Raw genomic sequence first — 16,953 nt, forward strand, 5'->3', positions numbered from 1 at the left:
CCCTGACCTGAGGCTTAAAAAATGAGCACCTTTCATCAACTTACCGCCACCAGCCTGAATGGTCAGCTTATTTCAATGGCCGACTATGCAGGCAAACTGGTACTGGTGGTTAATACCGCCAGCCATTGTGGCTTTACGCCACAATATGAGGGCCTTGAAGCACTGTATAAGAAATACGACACACAGGGCCTGGTGGTGCTTGGTTTCCCCTGCAACCAGTTTGGTAAGCAGGAACCCGGTGGGGCCGACGAAATCGCGCAGACCTGCTACGTCAACTACGGCGTGAGTTTTCCAATGTTTGAGAAAGTGGAGGTTAACGGTGCCGCTACACACCCGGTATTTCGTTACCTGAAAGATGAATTACCCGGCATACTGGGTGGGAGGATCAAGTGGAACTTCACTAAATTTCTGGTCGGACGCGACGGAAAACCGCTTAAGCGTTTTGCCCCCTTCACCACTCCAGAAAAAATAGAAACCGTCATCCTTGATGCACTAAAAATCTAATGGTTGCTGTCATTCGAATATCACATTAATACTGTGGATATTCATTGGTTTTTATCTTCAGTAAGTCACCGTTTTAGCCAAAATAAGCGGCAATCTTCAGCTAAAGTTGGTAAATCCCCTGAACGGTTCTATAGTCTGGACTGCTTTTCATTACAGGGTTCACTAATGCGATTTAACGGACTGACTAAAGGTTTCTTCATTTTCATACTTGCCCTCGTGACCTGGGCGTTCTTCGATGTGCTGTCCCCCTACTTTTCCGCCATTTTGTGGGCCGCGATATTAACGACTATCTTTAACCCGGTAAAAAACAGACTGCGCAGCGCGCTTGGCGAACGCAACGGACTGGCATCGTTGATTACCATCGTCATTATCTGTCTGATTGTCTTTATCCCGCTGATGGTAATCCTGTCATCGCTGGCCATTGAACTGAACGTGGTGTACACCAAACTGCAACAGAATGACACGCAGTTCCCGGAGGTCGTCGCTTCTGTTCTTTCGTATCTTCCTGACTGGGCCAGAGGTTTTCTGGCAGAACACAATCTGGATGATGTCGCGCAGATCCAGAAAAAACTGTCCGATGTCGTGCTGCAGGGTGGACAGTACCTCGCCGGCAGCGCGTTCCTGATTGGTAAAGGAACATTCGGCTTTGCTATTAGCTTCGGCATCATGCTGTATCTACTGTTCTTCTTACTGAAGGACGGACCGTACCTGGTGCGCCAGATTCTGGACTCATTACCGCTTTCTGATTTTGCCAAACAGCACCTGTTTGCAAAATTCGTCGGCGTGACGCGGGCAACCGTCAAGGGCACGGCGGTCGTCGCTTTGGTTCAGGGTATTCTTGGCGGCATCGCGTTTGCGATTGTAGATATCGACGGTAGCGTTCTGTGGGGCGCGTTGATGGCGTTTCTCTCCCTCGTGCCCGCCGTCGGTTCAGCGATCGTCTGGGTACCTGCAGCAATATTTCTGTTCGCCACCCATCAGCTATGGCAAGGGCTGTTTATCGTTGGCTTCTTTGTGATTATCGTTGGGCTAGTGGACAATATCCTGCGCCCGCTGCTGGTAGGTAAAGACACCAAAATGCCGGACTATCTGATTTTGATTACCACTCTCGGCGGCATGGAGATCTACGGTATTAACGGCTTTGTGATTGGCCCCCTGGTTGCCGCACTATTCATTACCTGCTGGAACCTGTTTTCCGGGCGTGACCATGAAGGTAACGTAGAAGGAATCGACGAAGCCTTTATGGAAGAAGGAAAAAATCCTCCAGATTTTTGATTGCAGGACGATAACAGAAGGCGGTTTAAGGACCGCCTTTTTTATTTTCACGCAAAATCATACGTTTCCTATAATTTCAATCATGCGTATTCATTAATCGTCGCAGAAGGAACTAATCAGTGCGAATAGCCACAATCACCAACTGGGCCTATAGCGCGACGGTATGTCTGACCATCGCTTCAGGCGTTGTCATGCTGATGGCATCCAGCGCCGATAACACAGAACGCCAGGTGGTAGAACAGCGTTATCAGTTCGATCAACTTACCGAAGAAGTCGAACTCGATGCCTGGTCGCTGTCCGACCTGGCGCGCGACTATGTTATTGCAAAAGATCCTGAGGTGCTCAACGCCTACCGCCAGAAAGAAGCGTCGCTGAAAGCCGTTGAGCATCGTCTGTCGAAGCTCAAAGACCTTGGTGCAACGGATGAAGAGCTGGCGCTATTGCACGAAGGGCTGCAGATTGTGGATGCTCTGCAGGATGAGCAGGCCGAGGCGCTTGCCAGCGTCGCGCGTGGAGAAGAGTCGCAGGCCATCGCCCTGCTGTACGGAAAAGCCTATGAACAGGAACTGGAGCGAGCCCAGGACCGTATAGATCATTTCCGCCAGTTACTCGATAGCCGCGTACGCAACACGATTGAAGATGCAACCCAGTCATCCCGCATGCTGCGGACGGCCTCTGAAGTGATGGTCGGTCTGACGGCGCTGCTGTTTTTATTCGTTCTCGGTTTCATTTTAAAGCGTCGTGTTCTGCGCCCCGTCGTGCGTTTGAGCGATGTCGTAAACCGTCTCGCATCGCAGGATTATGCCGTTGAGACGCCCAGCTTTAACCAGATAGACGAAATAGGCGACATGGCACAGGCGATCCGGATATTCCGCGAGAACGGTCTGGCTCGTCAGAGACTGGAGAAGGAGCGAGATGCCGACTGGGCAATCCGCGATCTGCTGGCACGTATGACGCAGCGCCTGCAGGGTTGCGAGAATTTTGCCGATGTCATCAATGTGGCGGAACTGTTTGCACCGAATATTGCCCCAGGTATTGCCGGGCGGCTTTACATACTGGACCGGGAACCCTGGCAAATGCGCTGCGTTGCACAATGGCTCTCACCGCAGGGTAAAGCGGATGCGTTCCACCCGGACGAATGCTGGGCTGTGCGCCGCGGCCAGAGCCACCCTCCGGTACAAGGTGAACCCGATATCGCCTGCTACCATCTGCCGGATTCATGCCAGCAGCATACCCTGTGCGTTCCGCTGATTGCCCAGGGAGAAGCCATCGGTCTGCTCTCATTCCAGAACCTTAGCGATGATTCCGCCCCCTCTCGTGCGTATCTGGAGCTAATGGCAGAAGCACTCGGCCTCGCATTAGCCAACCAGCGTCTGCGTGACGCCCTGCTGGAGAAAGCGCTCTACGATCCGCTAACTGGTCTACGCAACCGTCATCATCTGGAAGATACCTTACGCACTCAGATGAGCCAGGCCGTACGCAACAAGGAGCCGATCAGTTGCCTGATGATCGATATTGACCATTTTAAAAATATTAATGATCGCTTTGGTCACGAGGCGGGAGACAGCGTGATAAAAAGTATCGCCGCCACCATTCAGCGCGTGGTTCACGACAGCGGCATGGCCTTCCGCTATGGCGGTGAGGAGTTTCTGGTGCTGCTGGCCAATACGGATGAACAGGCTGCCAACCGCCTTGCGACGGATATTTATAACGGCGTACGCGAACTGTCGCTGCGCTTTGGCGTCTCTGAAATTGGTCACGTCGATGTCTCTATTGGCGTAGCCAGCTATCCGCAGCACGCCCAGAGCGACAACCTGCTGCGTGCTGCAGACGTGGCGCTGTATCGCGCTAAAGAGCTGGGACGTTCGCGCATCGTGAGCTTTGGCATGCTGGAGGCCAGTTGAACATGGCTTTACCTCAACGCCAGGCGGTGATATGTTAATTCAATGAACACAAAACACGATATCACCGCTTTTAATTACAACTTGTGGTGGCTGCCTTCTTAAAGGCGGTCAGAATGTGTTTTTCCCATTTTTAGATAACCGCCGAAAGGCGGTTATTTGCATTTAGAGACCCCTTTCGGTTTTATGACTAAGGAGTCTTACATGAACAATAAAACCATCATCCTCACTGGCGATCGTCCCACCGGCCCGCTGCATCTTGGCCATTATGTGGGGTCATTGCGCCAGCGCGCCGCACTGCAACATGATTATCGGCAGTTTATATTGGTGGCTGACCTGCAAGGGCTAACCGATAACGGCAGCACACCGCAAAAGATCCGCGACAATATTCCGGAGGTACTTGCCGACTATCTTGCCGCAGGAATAGATCCTTCACTGACCACTATTTGTTTGCAATCGGCCCTGCCTGCCCTTGCGGAATTGACCGCGCTTTATATGAATATCGTCACCGTGGCTCGCGTAGAGCGTAATCCTACGGTTAAAAACGAAATTGCGCAGAAAGGGTTTGCCCGCTCGTTACCGGTTGGTTTTCTGGTTTATCCCATCAGTCAGGCGGCAGATATTACGGCCTTCAAAGCCGAAGTGGTTCCCGTCGGCGACGATCAGTTGCCAATGATTGAGCAGACTAATGAAATCGTGCACAAGATGAATAGCCTGTTACCGGCCCCCGTCTTATCGCACTGCAAAGCGCTGCTGAGTGAAACCAGCCGCCTACCAGGGATCGACGGGAATGCCAAAATGTCAAAATCGCTTGGTAACACATTGCTCCTGTCAGCCAGCGAAGAAACCATTCATCACGCGGTCAGTGCAATGTACACCGACCCCAACCATCTGAAAGTATCCGACCCGGGGCAAATCGACGGCAATATGGTATTCATTTACCTCGACGCTTTTCATCCGGATAAAGCAAAAGTGGCGGAAATGAAAGCGCATTACCAACGGGGTGGACTGGGTGACCGGACATGCAAAAACGAGCTGGAGGTGTGCTTGCAGGAACTCATCGCCCCAATGCGCGAGCTGCGGGCAACCTACATTCAGGATAAAGGCATGCTGATGGCAATGCTCAAAAAAGGCAGTGAACAGGCGCACGAGATCACGCAGCAGACATTAAGAGAAGTGAAGCAAGGGCTGGGTTTGCCGGTGTTCTGAACTCGACCTATTACAGTCGGCCCAATAAATAAAGACAGCTCCCAACGAGTTACCTTCGCCGGGAGCTTTCAGAATCTTCCCCACGTTTTATCAGCAAAATGCACTAATGTTTTATTTCGAAATCAAAACCTCATTTCAGGCGATGGCCCCTCTGAGAAAAGGCATGGATTGTCGCCGAAGAGACTATGCTACTCAACGAGTGGCAAAAGGAAGCATTTCATCTGTATCTACAGACAAAGATGCCCGTTTTTCAATGTGAGTTAAACCAATGGAAAGTCGATCATTTATTCTCATATTAGTTCAAACTGGAGATGCTGTTATCATTACCCCTATAATAGGAGCATTAAATATATTATAACGCTCCTATTGAACCTACCGCTTTGGTTAGGTAATGCTTATAGTTTAAAACGTTAGAGAAATTTACTCGGCTAAATATCCACCATCAATTGGATAAACTCCTCCGGTACAGAATGCGGATTTGTCTGATAGCAAAAACAATATGAAGTCTGCTATTTCTTGCATTTTTGCCATCCTTTTCATAGGGTGGCTATTGGCGAAACTATGTACGATATTTTCAGGAAGTGCACTCATTCGCGGGGTCTGGACATAACCAGGAGCGACTGCATTTACTCGAATTCCTTGACATGCAAATTCTAGCGCTGCGGTTTGGGTTAAACCAATTATACCATGCTTAGCCACGGTGTAAGGCGCTAATCCAGGAATGCCAACCAGGCCATTTACGGCAGATAAATTCACTATTGAGCCACCAAACTTCATCATCTGAGGTATTTCATATTTTAGGCAGTAAAAAACTCCGCTCAATGAGGTGGCAATAACCTTATCCCAGTTCTCAACTGTTTGCTCTGTTATGTTTTTACCATGATCACCTGTTAAGCCTGCATTATTTACAGCATAATCAGGTCTGCCGAAGCGTTCGATAACCTCATCGATCATTTGTCGTACTTGTTCGGGCTGTGATACATCACATCCGATCCCCATCGCTTGTTGACCCTGTGAAGATAATTGTTTCGCTTTTTGTTTAGCCTGCTCTGACGAACGGGCGACAATAATGACCTTAGCACCATGTATGTGTAATTGCTTTGCGACGGCCTCACCTATTCCTGTAGTGCTTCCTGTTATCACAGCAATTTTATTTTGGAAATTCATACTCCCCCCAAAGATGTAGAATTGAACCTTTCATCTGGGTTAGTATACAAATGAGCTGTGACAGTTTTTGTCAGTACTCTTTCTCCTCGCTAATCCCTTCTTTTACTCTCCATTTTTTCAATAAAACCGCCCTGCTTTCACTATAAAAGGAATCCAGTTGCTCAATTTCCTTAATTTTGTCAGTCCTAAAGTGGCGAAAATCATTTCTCATCTCACACCATGCAACCAAAAGCCAACATGACTCCATGTATACCAACCCAATGGGCCATATGACTCGAGAAGAGTAAGAGTCTTTCTTATCACAATACTTTATTTTGATTCTCTTTCGCTTTTTAATAGCATTGCGAATATCTTCAAAAAACATCTCATTTTTTTCTGAAGGACCAATCAGATAGGATTGGCTTTCAATAAGATTTTTCAACTCACCGGAAATGACGGTATGTATTTTGGCAAGTGCATTCTTAGCGATAATTTTGAAATCATGGTCCGTATTATGAGAGACCCAATTCAATCCAAGCGTAATAGCATTGACTTCTTCATGAGACAGGTTTAAGGGTGGCAAATGAAAATCAGATTTAACGATATAACCAATTCCAGCACCACCTTCAATGCATACCCCTTGATGCTGCAGCGTTTTTATATCTCTGTAAAGGGAACGCACACTTATCCCTAATCTTTCTGAGAGTGTGGATGCAGTGATCGGATATCTTTGTGCCCTTAATATCTGTAGTAATTCGAGAAGCCTTTCTGTTCTAGTCATAGTGATAAATCCATCATGATCCTGAGACGATTTCTTAAAGCATCTATTAGATAAGCATCTTAGTACAAAGCAAGTGTAGATGGCTAAGTTGAACTGCCCCAAGGTCTGATACCGCGCTAAGTTCGTAATGCGTTCATCAGTGCGTCTGTTTTGAGGACACATTTCATCTCATTGCAGGTGGGTTGTAGCCATTCATCGCTTTTGTCGCCGGCAATGCTGTGTCGGAAAGGCCACGGACTCCGACCAACTGCGGGGGATCTGTGGGGGATGAAATCAACGGCACGATCCGGAAAGAAGCGGAAAAGCAGCCCGTCCTGTGTCCACTCAGGCGCGGTACACTGGAGCCAACAATGGATATCCTTACGCATCACGCGATATGGACATGGAACCGCAAGGCGTCATTACAAAACATTCGTAAAGCTGTTCGGATAGTATATCGTGCTGTGGGTGTGAGTGAATTCAGGCAACGGGCAGATATCACCGCAACTTTTACTCTGAACTATAAATTACGAGTTCCTGTTTACTCGCCAACATTATTGTTGAGGCCTGACAATGGTCATTACAGGCTTTATTTCTAATTTTCAGCACCAGATACCCGCTGATATTTATAGAACACATCTGTAATTTACTCCTTATTGGTGTAACGTGTAACTATATATTTCACGGAGTAACCAAATAATAGTAATTATGATTGCTCGTGAAACTATTAGTGTATTCATGACTGTGAGATAAGTAGATCGTTATCATATATTATCTTTATTTTTCATGAATATACAACCAAACCTCAAATTCATTTAATTTATTGAAACAATCGTTTAACCTGTTTTGATAGCTTTATTCTATTGATGATTTACTGACCGATCGATATTAACTTGTTTTAAGAGTAAAGGATGTTTGCAATACTTTTATGGCCGAAATATATGTCAACAAATAAATCAACATAAACAAATAGTAAACGGAGTCGCTAATGCACTTGAAATACAATATATCTAACGTTAACGCCAGAATCGGTCGATTCGTTCGTAGCAACCGACAAAGAATGAATATGAGCGCAGAAGAGTTAGCTGTTGAGTTAAATATATGTCAGCAGCATGTATCACGGTTTGAACGGGGGCAGTGCGCTTTTACGTTAGAGTTTATTCTGCGAATTCTGAACGTTTTTAACATAAGACTGAGTCATCTTGTCAGTGAAGTTTTCTATGAGGATTCACAGGTATTTAGCAAGGCCAGAAACATTATCCAAAACAATTCAATGACTAAGACCATTAATTAACGAGCTTGATTTTTTAAAAACAGCATTTACTGGACAATATTCTTCAAGAGAAACTAAATACAACATATTGCTTTTGTATTTCTCTAATTTTTACCGGGTGTGAATATCTAAAACCTGCTACGTGAAGAAAGTCATGCTCCGCATCGCCATGTTTACTTGAATAAAGTGAACATGGCGCTGCACAGGCGTTGTATTTTTAAATCCATAATTAGGAATATTACTTAAATGAAATTAAATAAACTACTGGTTGCTTTATCACTTACTTTTATTTCCGGCTCAGCCCTTGCGGCAGGTGGAGACACGGCCACGCTTAAAGTCACCGGCAAATTAGTGCCTGGCGCATGTACCGTCAATTTGGATAACGCCGGTGTTGTTGACTACGGAACAATGTTAATGACGAACCTGTCTGCAACTGAAGACAATCAACTGCCGGAAAAACGTATTAATATGGGTATTAAATGCAATTCCGATCGACTCGTTGCGTATACCCTTCATGATGAACGTAGAGATTCTCTCTATAATGGTGTGATTAAAAATGCCACCGTTGATGGCGGCGATATACCCGCGAGCAGCAATCAATTTGGTCTGGGGCTTACGAACGACGGTGAAGCAAGACTGGGGGCATATACTGTTATTAACTGGTTCCCTGATATGACTTACTCGGGTAGCGCTGACAATCTGGTGTTTATCGGAAGTAAAGGTAACAGCGACGACTGGTCACGCACGACTTCTGGCAGCACCGTAAACGGCGTGGATGTTGCGGCCAGATTACACACCTTAGGAAATCCTGATACATTAACCCCGGCAGCTTTCTCTGAATTGAAAATTCCATTATCTATTAAAGGAGTTCTTCGCAAAGGGGAAGACCTTAAGATTACGGATGAAACGAATCTCGACGGTGAGGCAACGATTTCTCTGGTTTATCTTTAATAATATCCCGTAAATTAATACGATAAAATCAATTTTATCGACTCTGTTTATTACCGGGCCATGTTCTAATGGCCCGGTAAATATACTGGAATAACTACAATGCGTCAGCCATTTTTCTTCTGGAAAGTTCTTTTCATTCTTTCACTTTTCCTGATATGCGTCCCACAGGTTAGTATGGCCACCGGAATGCAGCCTGACAGTTCCCTTTTACTGATCCAGGAAAAGGAAAGCGGAGGCAGCATGAATGTCACCAATACAGACAATATCCCTTCCCTGCTTTACACACAGGTCATTAATGTTGACGGTGAGGATGACACGATTAAACTCCTGCCGACTCAGCCGGTAGTCCGGGTTGAAGGAGGTAAGACTCAGCAAGTTCGATTTATTCTTAAAACGGAAAAGCCGCTAATTACTGAGCATCTTAAACGTGTCATTTTCGAAGGTATCCCCCCAAAAATTCCCGGTAGTAACAAAATTGGTATTACCATACGTCAGAATTTACCCGTACTTATTCATCCAGAAGGATTACCGGAACGAAAAGATCCCTGGACGTTACTTACATGGCATAAAGAAGGCAATCAGCTGAAAGTTACTAATCCAGGCCCCTATGTCGTCCGCCTGGCCCAGCAGTTTGTCACACTACCGTCGAAGACACAATTTGACCTCGGGAGAACGTATTTACTGCCGGGCCAGCATATAACCTTATCATCAGCATCCTCGCTTACGGCTGATAACGAAGTACGTTTTGTTCCAGTCAGCCGTTACGGTGTTCAGGTGTCGGAGTTTATTGCTTCGCTAAATTGAAAGAAACTTTAGCGCCAGACCGGATGTCAGGTTTCAACGCTGAATATTTATTATAAAAACCTATTTCGCATCAGAACGATTTATATCCGAGCTCCTGCAAGGATAGCTATAAGGTTAATAAATGCCCTTTAATTTAATCAGAACATTGCCTGTTCACAGGTATGCATATTATTTATTTCTCGGTCTACTTGGTAGTTACAGTATGATGTTATCCGCCGAACCTTTACTATTTGATGACGGAAGATTAAAAAACCGCGGACTGGATGCTGGTCTGAGTCATTATTTTTCTCACGCCGCACGTTTTTCACCAGGCGAATATCCTGTTAGTTGGATGATTAACGGGCGCAATAAACGTCAGCTTATGACGCGATTTAATGCGCAGGGCGAACCCTGTATAACCCCTGAAACATCCCGAAATCTCGGACTTGCGTATGAGTTTAATCAAGGATGTCTGGATTATCAGACGCTTTATCCCGCAGCACAGTTAACGGCAGACCCGTATAAAAATCAGATTAGTATTACAGTTCCGACATCTGCGCTGACGCCAGAAAGCATCTTATTACGGAAGGATATTATTCAGGGAGGCACATCGGGGCTGCTTAATTATAATCTGCAGTCGTCAACCACAGTTCAGTCCGGAAAGCACGAAACTTATCAACTGGGACTATTTGAATCGGGACTGAATCTGAATGACTGGCTGCTTCGCAGTCGTCATACGGTATCGTACAGTGACGGAACACGTCGTTCTCAGCGACTATATACTTATGTCCAGAAGACGTTTCAGTCGCTACAACAGACCTTTCAGGCAGGAGAGATATACGCTCGTCAGACGCTACTCGCCATTCCTGGATTAACGGGGCTTCAACTGTTTCCTGATAGTGCACTGCGTCCTGCTCGTAGCGGCGTTTCTGTTCAGGGAATAGCGCGTTCCGCGCAAGCTCGTGTTGAGGTTTATCAAAACGGACAGTTAATCGAGGCAACACAGGTTCCTGAAGGACCGTTTTCATTAGATAACATTTCCATGCTCAGCGCGCAGTTTCCGCTGGATGTGAAAGTGACGGAACAGGATGGTCAGTTAACAACGTTTTCAGTACCTGTCACGGCCTTACAAACTCCGGCCGACGCTCCCCTTTATGGTTCTGTGGCACTCGGTAAAGTGCGCGAGACAGTTGCCAGCGATGAATCGGCCCCCTGGCTCATTACCGGAAGTCAGGGAATGCGGATTTCCCGACAGGCAACGCTAAGCGGTAGCGCTCTGGCCTCAGCACAGTATCAATCCGCGGCGGCATCCCTGAGTTTTATTCCGATACCGGCATGGTCACTGTCGCTGCAAACCACGATGGCACAGGAACAGTACACGCATCATGCGGGCAGCAAGGAAAGCCTCAGTCTCCGCTACCAGCTTAACCCTTCCGCCAGTATTCAGGCGGCCTGGACCACAACATCTGCGGGATTTCGTGAGCTCAGCGACGCTGTAAATCATACGACTTCCACAGCGAACAGTTACTACAATGTGGGAGGTAACTGGGCTCATGAACATTTAGGTCTGTTTTCGCTGAGTTACTCGACCTCCTCCGCGCGTGACCATGCCGCCACACCGAAATCATGGTATGCCTCATGGTCAAAAAACTGGCGCTGGGCTGGACATGGTCAGATTAACCTTTCGGCCACATGGCAACGTGTTTCTGGCTCCCGGACGAGTACGCAACGTGACGATGATGTTTTTTACATCCGACTTGGGCTGCCTCTGGGACACGATCGCGTAAATCTGTCCCTTCGTCGACAGGGCTCCCGGACTTATAACGATGTTCAGACCAGCGGACAATGGGACGATATGTCATATTCGCTATCGGCAGGACGGGACTGGCAAAATGCACAAAATACCATCAGCGGCAGTTTTGGGCAGAATTTGCATTATGCCCAGATGAGTGGGTATGCCAGCCAGACCGCCAATTATTGGGGGTATGGCGGTTCGCTAAGCGGTGGGATTTCCGTTAATCAGGAAGGGATACTTTTTTCACCTTATGCGATTCAGGAATCATACGGCGCGCTTTCATTAAATTCTCCGCTTTCCGGGATCAAAGTATCTACCCCGCAGGGCCCCGTCTGGACTGATTATCGCGGCAAAGCGCTGGTTCCCGGCTTAACACCGTGGCAGCCCTCTCGTCTCAATATTGATGTTAAAACGTTGCCCAGACATGTCGACTTAACCAATGGTGCCGCGGAGCTTACCGTTTCGCGAGGAGCCGTCGCATTCACACAATTCAGGGTATCAGACACCCGCAGGGTACTCATGACAGTCAGACGTATTGACGGAAAGCTTCTGTCTAAAGGAAAAGGGATCGTAGACAGCGATGGGCAGTACGTGACGAATTCTCTGGAAAAAGGCCTGGTTTTCTTTAGCAACCTGCAGCCCGGTGAGTCGTTCTTTGTGGGGGATGACAACGGTAGCCCCATGTGCCAGCTACAGTATTCCCTGCCCCCAACACCACCTCAGGATGGTTTATATGAAGAGTTAACGGGAGTATGCGAATGATTCGTTTAATATCATTATGTTGCGGCATCTATTTTATTGTCAGTCCGGTCGTTCAAGCGCAGTGCAATATTATTGCCAGCCAGTTGCGCCACGAATACGGCAAAGTCCGGTTTCAGGATACTGAGCCCACCGGGCAGGTACAATGGCAGCAGTTGCCCGCCCGTCAGGTACAGGTACAGGTGCGGTGTGATGTTCCTCAACCCATACATATCCGGTTTGATGACAATGACCGTCGAGGACTCGACTTCAGTTTCGGTGAGGAGGGACGGGCAACGGTGATGTTCAGTGAAGCGTTTGTCGATAATAAGAGCAGCCAGTTCGTTGTTCACCACGAGCTTAATAAATCGTCTGAATCACGGTCGCAGACCCCTATTGCTGTTCTCAACGGAGACACAGTTGAGCTCCAGCAGCATCATCAGCCCGTGAACGGGATGTCGGCCACTTTCCTGCTTACGGTTATTCCCCGTGTACAGGCCCGCAGCTTTCAGGTTTCAGATCAGCAGGCGTCAACATTGTCATTACGTATGACCGTACCAGAGAGAGAATAACTCGATGATTTCATTTTGGTTCAAGGAAATTTTTCAGCGTGTTATATACCACCAGTCAAGTGTTACAGGAAAGATGCGCCTGATTTCGCTTATTAAAAGCCGGATACATCGGTGGCTTTGTTGTGCCGGGGGGATATTTTGCCTGTTGATTACGAAGGCGTATGCGGAAAATACGGTGGATGTGAGCTTTTCAGCTGAAATGATCCCGGCGGCATGCCGGGTATCGCTGGATAATGGCGGCACTGTGGATTACGGTACGCTGAGTCTCTCATCGATCCGTTCTTCATCTCCCTATCTGTTGACGCCACGTGTTATCGGCTTGCATATACAGTGCGAGAGCCTGCGACAGGTGGCATGGATGGTCAATGATGAAAAAGCGGAAACCCGGGTCCGTAACCTGATAATTGACTCTCACGATGATAAGACATCTGGTCGGCATTCATCTGACACCCTCTTTGGACTGGGTGTTACCTCAGGTCAAAAACCGATTGGTGGTTACCTGATAACCGCATTAGCCGGGGAGAGCGCCGTGGAAGGCGATATCGCGTCATGGGGGTATCAGACGGGGGAACAAGAACGGAGCATGTGGCAATCAGCCGGGACAGCACTAACACTGATTTCAGGCATCATGAGACTGACTCCGGTGGATGCGAAAAATAATCCCGTGGCAATTCGTCAGTTGACAATCCCCCTCAGGATCTCTGCCGCCATTGCCTCCGATGGCCTGAGCTTACAGGATGAGACTGAGTTACAGGGCGAGGCCACAATCAGCCTGATTTATTTGTAATATTGGGACAAGAATAGTATCCCGCAACACATGTCTGTTGACTTATTTTGTAAAAAGACTACTTTTCAGGACATGAAGAAGATACTCATCATTGTTCCCGATGGCGGCATGCTGTTTGAATCCGCCGGTATTGCCGACATCATGATGCAGGCCAACCGCCTGCATCCCAAAAGCGCTACGGAAACCTGTTATCAGGTTCAGTTAGCCACAACGCAACCACATCAGGTGATCCATGGTCAGTCCGGCCTGAACCTACTGGCAGATCATCGCCTGCATGAGATAGATCCTCGCGAACCTCTCGATACCATCATTATCACCGGCAGAGGTCAAAATCCGCAGGAAGGAATTGCTGTGGTTGACTGGCTGCGCCTTGCCGCTCCCCACGCCCGCCGCATTGCATCCATTTGCGGCGGTGCGATGCTGCTGGCACAAACCGGGCTGCTGGACGGCAGACGAGCCACCACCCACTGGAAACTACTTGAAACCATGCAGGCAGAATTCCCTCAGGTGCGCGTCGAAAGCGGTCCGCTTTATATTCAGGACGAACACATCTGGACATCGGGTGGCGTGAGCTCCGGCTTTGATCTAACGCTAGCGCTGGTTGAAGAGGATTATGGTTTCAGTCTGGCGCGCGACGTCGCTCAAGACTTCGTCATGTACCTGCGCCGTCCTGGGGGCCAGCTGCAGTTTAGCCGCTACAACCTTCAGCATACCAGTACTCTGGGCCCGATTAACGATCTGCTGGTCTGGCTGCTTGAGAACCTCACCGCCGACCTCAGCGTGGATAAACTGGCGGAAAAAGTCGCCATGAGTCCACGTAACTTCACCCGCGTGTTTACCCGGGAAACAGGAGCTTCACCGGCGCGCTATGTAGCTGAAGCTCGTCTGGCCGCCGCCCGGCAGCGTCTGGAGCAGACCAACGAGACGCTGGAGCGTATTGCCGAACAAACGGGATTCGGCAGCAGCATCAACCTGCGACGACTATTCGAAAAACAGCTTCACCTGACCCCGGGCGAATATCGCCAGCGTTTTCATTGTCGTAAAATGGCCTAAAGTGATCATTTTTTGTCGTTTACGCCAAGCAGTGATCGGCCTAAATTTATGCCAGAGACAACAGATAAGGAGTTGATCATGGTAAAGGTCGGTATTAACGGTTTTGGCCGTATCGGACGTAACGTACTGCGTGCTGCACTGGGTAACTCGGATATTCAGATTGTGGCAATCAACGATCTGACTGACAGTAAAACATTGGCGCACCTGCTGAAATACGATTCGCTGCTGGGTAAACTCGATGCCGACGTCGCCGCCAGTGAGGGGCAACTGGTCGTTAACGGTAATTCCATTACTGTTTTTAGCGAACGCGACCCAGCCAAAATCCCCTGGCGTCAACGTGAAGTCGATATTGTCATTGAAGCAACCGGCTTCTTCACTGAACGAGACAAGGCGGCAGTACATATCCACAGCGGTGGCGCAAAGCGCGTAATTATCTCTGCTCCAGGTAAAAACGATGATTTAACCATCGTGATGGGCGTTAACGATCATCTCTACTCGGCGGATAAACACTTTGTCGTCAGCAACGGTAGCTGCACCACCAACGGTCTGGCACCTGCCGCGCAGGTTTTGCACCAACATTTCGGTATTAAGCATGGTCTGATGAACACCACCCATGCCTACACCAACAGCCAGGCGCTGCACGACCAACCGGAAAAAGATCTTCGTGGCGCCCGCGCCGCTGCATTGTCGATAGTGCCCTACTCAAGCGGTGCTGCAAAGGCGCTTGGCAAAGTCATCCCTGAGCTGGATGGTCGCTTAACCGGTTATTCGCTGCGCGTACCAGTTCCGGTAGTGTCAATTGTCGACCTGACCGTCACGCTTGAGCGGGATGTAACGGAAGAAGAAGTCAATAATGCATTTCGTAACGCCGCCGCGACGGGGCCGCTGAAAGGGATCCTGGGCTATAGCGATGAACCGCTCGTTTCAAGCGACTACCAGGGTGACCCGCGTTCATCCATTATCGACGGCCTGTCAACGTTGGTAATTGGTGGCAATATGGTCAAAATTCTCGCCTGGTACGATAACGAATGGGGATTCTCCAATCGGCTCGTCGACCTGGCGCTGTTAATGGCAAAAAACGAGCGCTAACTCCTGCTTCCCACGCCCTCTTAAAATCCACGCCTGGCGTGGATTTTTTAACTCTGCCACGGCAGATTAAATGTGAGTTTGATGGCGGAGCAATTCCTCTCAACTTAGTCATTTTATTAATCTTACGGTTGCTACCATAATAAAAAGTCACTAAGCGAAGCCTATAACCCGCAGGCAATATGAGTAATGTGAACTTAATTGAGGATTCCGGTATGACCACCTTTCATCAACTTACTGCCACCAGTCTCAATGGCCAACCCATCACGATGGCCGATTACGCTGGCAAACTGGTGCTGGTGGTTAATACCGCCAGTCATTGTGGATTCACGCCACAATAGCAGGCCTCAAAGTGCTCTATAAGAAGTACGCCGCACAGGGTCTGGCGGTGCTGGGTTTCACCTGCAACCAGTTCGGTAAACAGGAACCTGGTGGAGCCGATGAAATCGCACAAACCTGTCACATCAACTACGGTGTGAGCTTCCCGATGTTTGAGAAAGTGGACGTCAACGGCGCTGGGACGCATCCGGTGTTTCGTTTCCTGAAAGATGAATTACCCGGCGTGCTGGGTGGATCAAGTGGAACTTCACTAAATTCCTGATCGGGCGCGACGGTAAGCCGCTTAAGCGTTTTGCCCCCTACACGACTCAAGAGAAAATAGAAGCCACGATCCTTGCAACGCTAAAAGACTGAGTGCTCATGTCATTCAAACCGTTCCCATTATGCCCCTGCCTGCTGCCTGAATAAAAAACACGCTGCAAAATCAACAAAATATAATCAACTTGCTTAATTACTCTGCAATCGCGTGAGATCAGGAAGAAAAATGCCATTTCCCTCTTGCCTCATTCGGTCTGTGCCGCTAATATTCGTCCCCGTTGTCACCTACAACGTTGCGTTCATAGCTCAGTTGGTTAGAGCACCACCTTGACATGGTGGGGGTCGTTGGTTCGAGTCCAATTGAACGCACCATCTTGCGTCCGTAGCTCAGTTGGTTAGAGCACCACCTTGACATGGTGGGGGTCGGTGGTTCGAGTCCACTCGGACGCACCAAATCATCTCTTCGATTTGGTGCTATTTCCCCTCAAAACTATCGTTTATCTTCAGTTTTATCATTTCCTAC

14 protein-coding genes, 2 tRNA genes and 2 pseudogenes are annotated in these 16,953 nt (G+C 48.3%); 15 read left to right on the forward strand and 3 right to left on the reverse strand.

The window, feature by feature from the left end; all coding sequences use genetic code 11:
• The first annotated feature begins 21 nt into the window (after nt 1–21).
• The 4 genes from SK39_RS00955 (at nt 22) to trpS (ending at nt 4,889) form a co-directional block, all read left to right on the forward strand.
• The gene (locus SK39_RS00955) at nt 22–504 is read left to right on the forward strand and encodes a glutathione peroxidase (protein ID WP_048216506.1); all 483 of its coding nucleotides are present in this window, start codon (nt 22–24) and stop codon (nt 502–504) included.
• A 165-nt stretch (nt 505–669) separates the two neighbouring features.
• Complete coding sequence (locus tag SK39_RS00960; RefSeq protein WP_044712332.1) at nt 670–1,779, forward strand: AI-2E family transporter; 1,110 nt, start codon at nt 670–672, stop codon at nt 1,777–1,779.
• Nucleotides 1,780–1,898: 119 nt separating this feature from the next.
• Entirely contained in the window at nt 1,899–3,683 is a 1,785-nt protein-coding gene (locus SK39_RS00965; RefSeq protein WP_048216507.1) for a diguanylate cyclase, read from the forward strand.
• Nucleotides 3,684–3,884: 201 nt separating this feature from the next.
• Entirely contained in the window at nt 3,885–4,889 is a 1,005-nt protein-coding gene (trpS, locus tag SK39_RS00970) for a tryptophan--tRNA ligase (protein ID WP_032935863.1), read from the forward strand.
• Between the two features lie 420 nt (nt 4,890–5,309).
• On the opposite strand, the gene SK39_RS00975 is transcribed toward trpS, so the two are convergent.
• The 3 genes and pseudogenes from SK39_RS00975 to SK39_RS27745 all read right to left on the reverse strand — a co-directional run.
• Nucleotides 5,310–6,056, reverse strand: a complete 747-nt coding sequence (locus SK39_RS00975; RefSeq protein WP_048216508.1) for an SDR family NAD(P)-dependent oxidoreductase — start codon at nt 6,054–6,056, stop codon at nt 5,310–5,312.
• Between the two features lie 70 nt (nt 6,057–6,126).
• Nucleotides 6,127–6,816 (reverse strand): helix-turn-helix transcriptional regulator, encoded by a 690-nt coding sequence (locus tag SK39_RS00980; protein ID WP_003836487.1) that lies wholly within the window; start codon nt 6,814–6,816, stop codon nt 6,127–6,129.
• A gap of 134 nt (nt 6,817–6,950) precedes the next feature.
• Nucleotides 6,951–7,124, reverse strand: a pseudogene (locus SK39_RS27745) (DNA methylase); the annotation flags it as partial.
• A gap of 659 nt (nt 7,125–7,783) precedes the next feature.
• Between SK39_RS27745 and SK39_RS00985 the strand changes: the two are divergent.
• From SK39_RS00985 to SK39_RS01040, 11 genes and pseudogenes are all read left to right on the forward strand, one after another.
• Nucleotides 7,784–8,089: a helix-turn-helix domain-containing protein gene (locus SK39_RS00985; protein ID WP_032935865.1), complete on the forward strand. Its 306-nt coding sequence runs from the start codon at nt 7,784–7,786 to the stop codon at nt 8,087–8,089.
• A gap of 225 nt (nt 8,090–8,314) precedes the next feature.
• Nucleotides 8,315–9,019, forward strand: a complete 705-nt coding sequence (locus SK39_RS00990) for a DUF1120 domain-containing protein (RefSeq protein WP_032949206.1) — start codon at nt 8,315–8,317, stop codon at nt 9,017–9,019.
• Between the two features lie 99 nt (nt 9,020–9,118).
• Nucleotides 9,119–9,823, forward strand: coding sequence for a fimbria/pilus chaperone family protein (locus SK39_RS00995; RefSeq protein ID WP_003029264.1), 705 nt, complete (start codon nt 9,119–9,121; stop codon nt 9,821–9,823).
• 121 nt (nt 9,824–9,944) lie between these two features.
• Entirely contained in the window at nt 9,945–12,359 is a 2,415-nt protein-coding gene (locus tag SK39_RS01000; protein ID WP_048216509.1) for a fimbrial biogenesis usher protein, read from the forward strand.
• A complete protein-coding gene (locus tag SK39_RS01005) occupies nt 12,356–12,907 on the forward strand; it encodes a DUF1120 domain-containing protein (RefSeq protein WP_044699932.1) in 552 nt (183 codons plus the stop codon). Before SK39_RS01000 ends, SK39_RS01005 begins: the two co-directional genes overlap by 4 nt.
• Nucleotides 12,908–12,911: 4 nt before the next feature.
• Complete coding sequence (locus SK39_RS01010; protein ID WP_032941311.1) at nt 12,912–13,694, forward strand: DUF1120 domain-containing protein; 783 nt, start codon at nt 12,912–12,914, stop codon at nt 13,692–13,694.
• Nucleotides 13,695–13,766: 72 nt separating this feature from the next.
• A complete protein-coding gene (locus SK39_RS01015; RefSeq protein WP_003029273.1) occupies nt 13,767–14,747 on the forward strand; it encodes a GlxA family transcriptional regulator in 981 nt (326 codons plus the stop codon).
• A gap of 78 nt (nt 14,748–14,825) precedes the next feature.
• The gene (gap, locus tag SK39_RS01020) at nt 14,826–15,836 is read left to right on the forward strand and encodes a type I glyceraldehyde-3-phosphate dehydrogenase (RefSeq protein ID WP_016150174.1); all 1,011 of its coding nucleotides are present in this window, start codon (nt 14,826–14,828) and stop codon (nt 15,834–15,836) included.
• A 212-nt stretch (nt 15,837–16,048) separates the two neighbouring features.
• Nucleotides 16,049–16,526, forward strand: a pseudogene (locus tag SK39_RS27015) (glutathione peroxidase).
• A 199-nt stretch (nt 16,527–16,725) separates the two neighbouring features.
• Nucleotides 16,726–16,802: transfer RNA gene (locus SK39_RS01035), tRNA-Val, on the forward strand.
• A 4-nt stretch (nt 16,803–16,806) separates the two neighbouring features.
• A tRNA-Val gene (locus tag SK39_RS01040) sits at nt 16,807–16,883 on the forward strand.
• Nucleotides 16,884–16,953: the final 70 nt, after the last annotated feature.

This window comes from Citrobacter sp. BIDMC107, assembly GCF_001037575.1.
GTDB lineage: Bacteria > Pseudomonadota > Gammaproteobacteria > Enterobacterales > Enterobacteriaceae > Citrobacter > Citrobacter freundii.

What these genes read in the sequence shown, in the direction of transcription:
- SK39_RS00955 (WP_048216506.1), top strand. Translation starts at nt 22, where the DNA reads ATGAGCACCTTTCATCAACTTACCGCCACCAGCCTGAATGGTCAGCTT.
- SK39_RS00960 (WP_044712332.1), top strand. Translation starts at nt 670, where the DNA reads ATGCGATTTAACGGACTGACTAAAGGTTTCTTCATTTTCATACTTGCC.
- trpS (WP_032935863.1), top strand. Translation starts at nt 3,885, where the DNA reads ATGAACAATAAAACCATCATCCTCACTGGCGATCGTCCCACCGGCCCG.
- SK39_RS00975 (WP_048216508.1), bottom strand. Translation starts at nt 6,056, where the DNA reads ATGAATTTCCAAAATAAAATTGCTGTGATAACAGGAAGCACTACAGGA.
- SK39_RS00980 (WP_003836487.1), bottom strand. Translation starts at nt 6,816, where the DNA reads ATGACTAGAACAGAAAGGCTTCTCGAATTACTACAGATATTAAGGGCA.
- SK39_RS00985 (WP_032935865.1), top strand. Translation starts at nt 7,784, where the DNA reads ATGCACTTGAAATACAATATATCTAACGTTAACGCCAGAATCGGTCGA.
- SK39_RS00990 (WP_032949206.1), top strand. Translation starts at nt 8,315, where the DNA reads ATGAAATTAAATAAACTACTGGTTGCTTTATCACTTACTTTTATTTCC.
- SK39_RS00995 (WP_003029264.1), top strand. Translation starts at nt 9,119, where the DNA reads ATGCGTCAGCCATTTTTCTTCTGGAAAGTTCTTTTCATTCTTTCACTT.
- SK39_RS01000 (WP_048216509.1), top strand. Translation starts at nt 9,945, where the DNA reads ATGCCCTTTAATTTAATCAGAACATTGCCTGTTCACAGGTATGCATAT.
- SK39_RS01005 (WP_044699932.1), top strand. Translation starts at nt 12,356, where the DNA reads ATGATTCGTTTAATATCATTATGTTGCGGCATCTATTTTATTGTCAGT.
- SK39_RS01010 (WP_032941311.1), top strand. Translation starts at nt 12,912, where the DNA reads ATGATTTCATTTTGGTTCAAGGAAATTTTTCAGCGTGTTATATACCAC.
- SK39_RS01015 (WP_003029273.1), top strand. Translation starts at nt 13,767, where the DNA reads ATGAAGAAGATACTCATCATTGTTCCCGATGGCGGCATGCTGTTTGAA.
- gap (WP_016150174.1), top strand. Translation starts at nt 14,826, where the DNA reads ATGGTAAAGGTCGGTATTAACGGTTTTGGCCGTATCGGACGTAACGTA.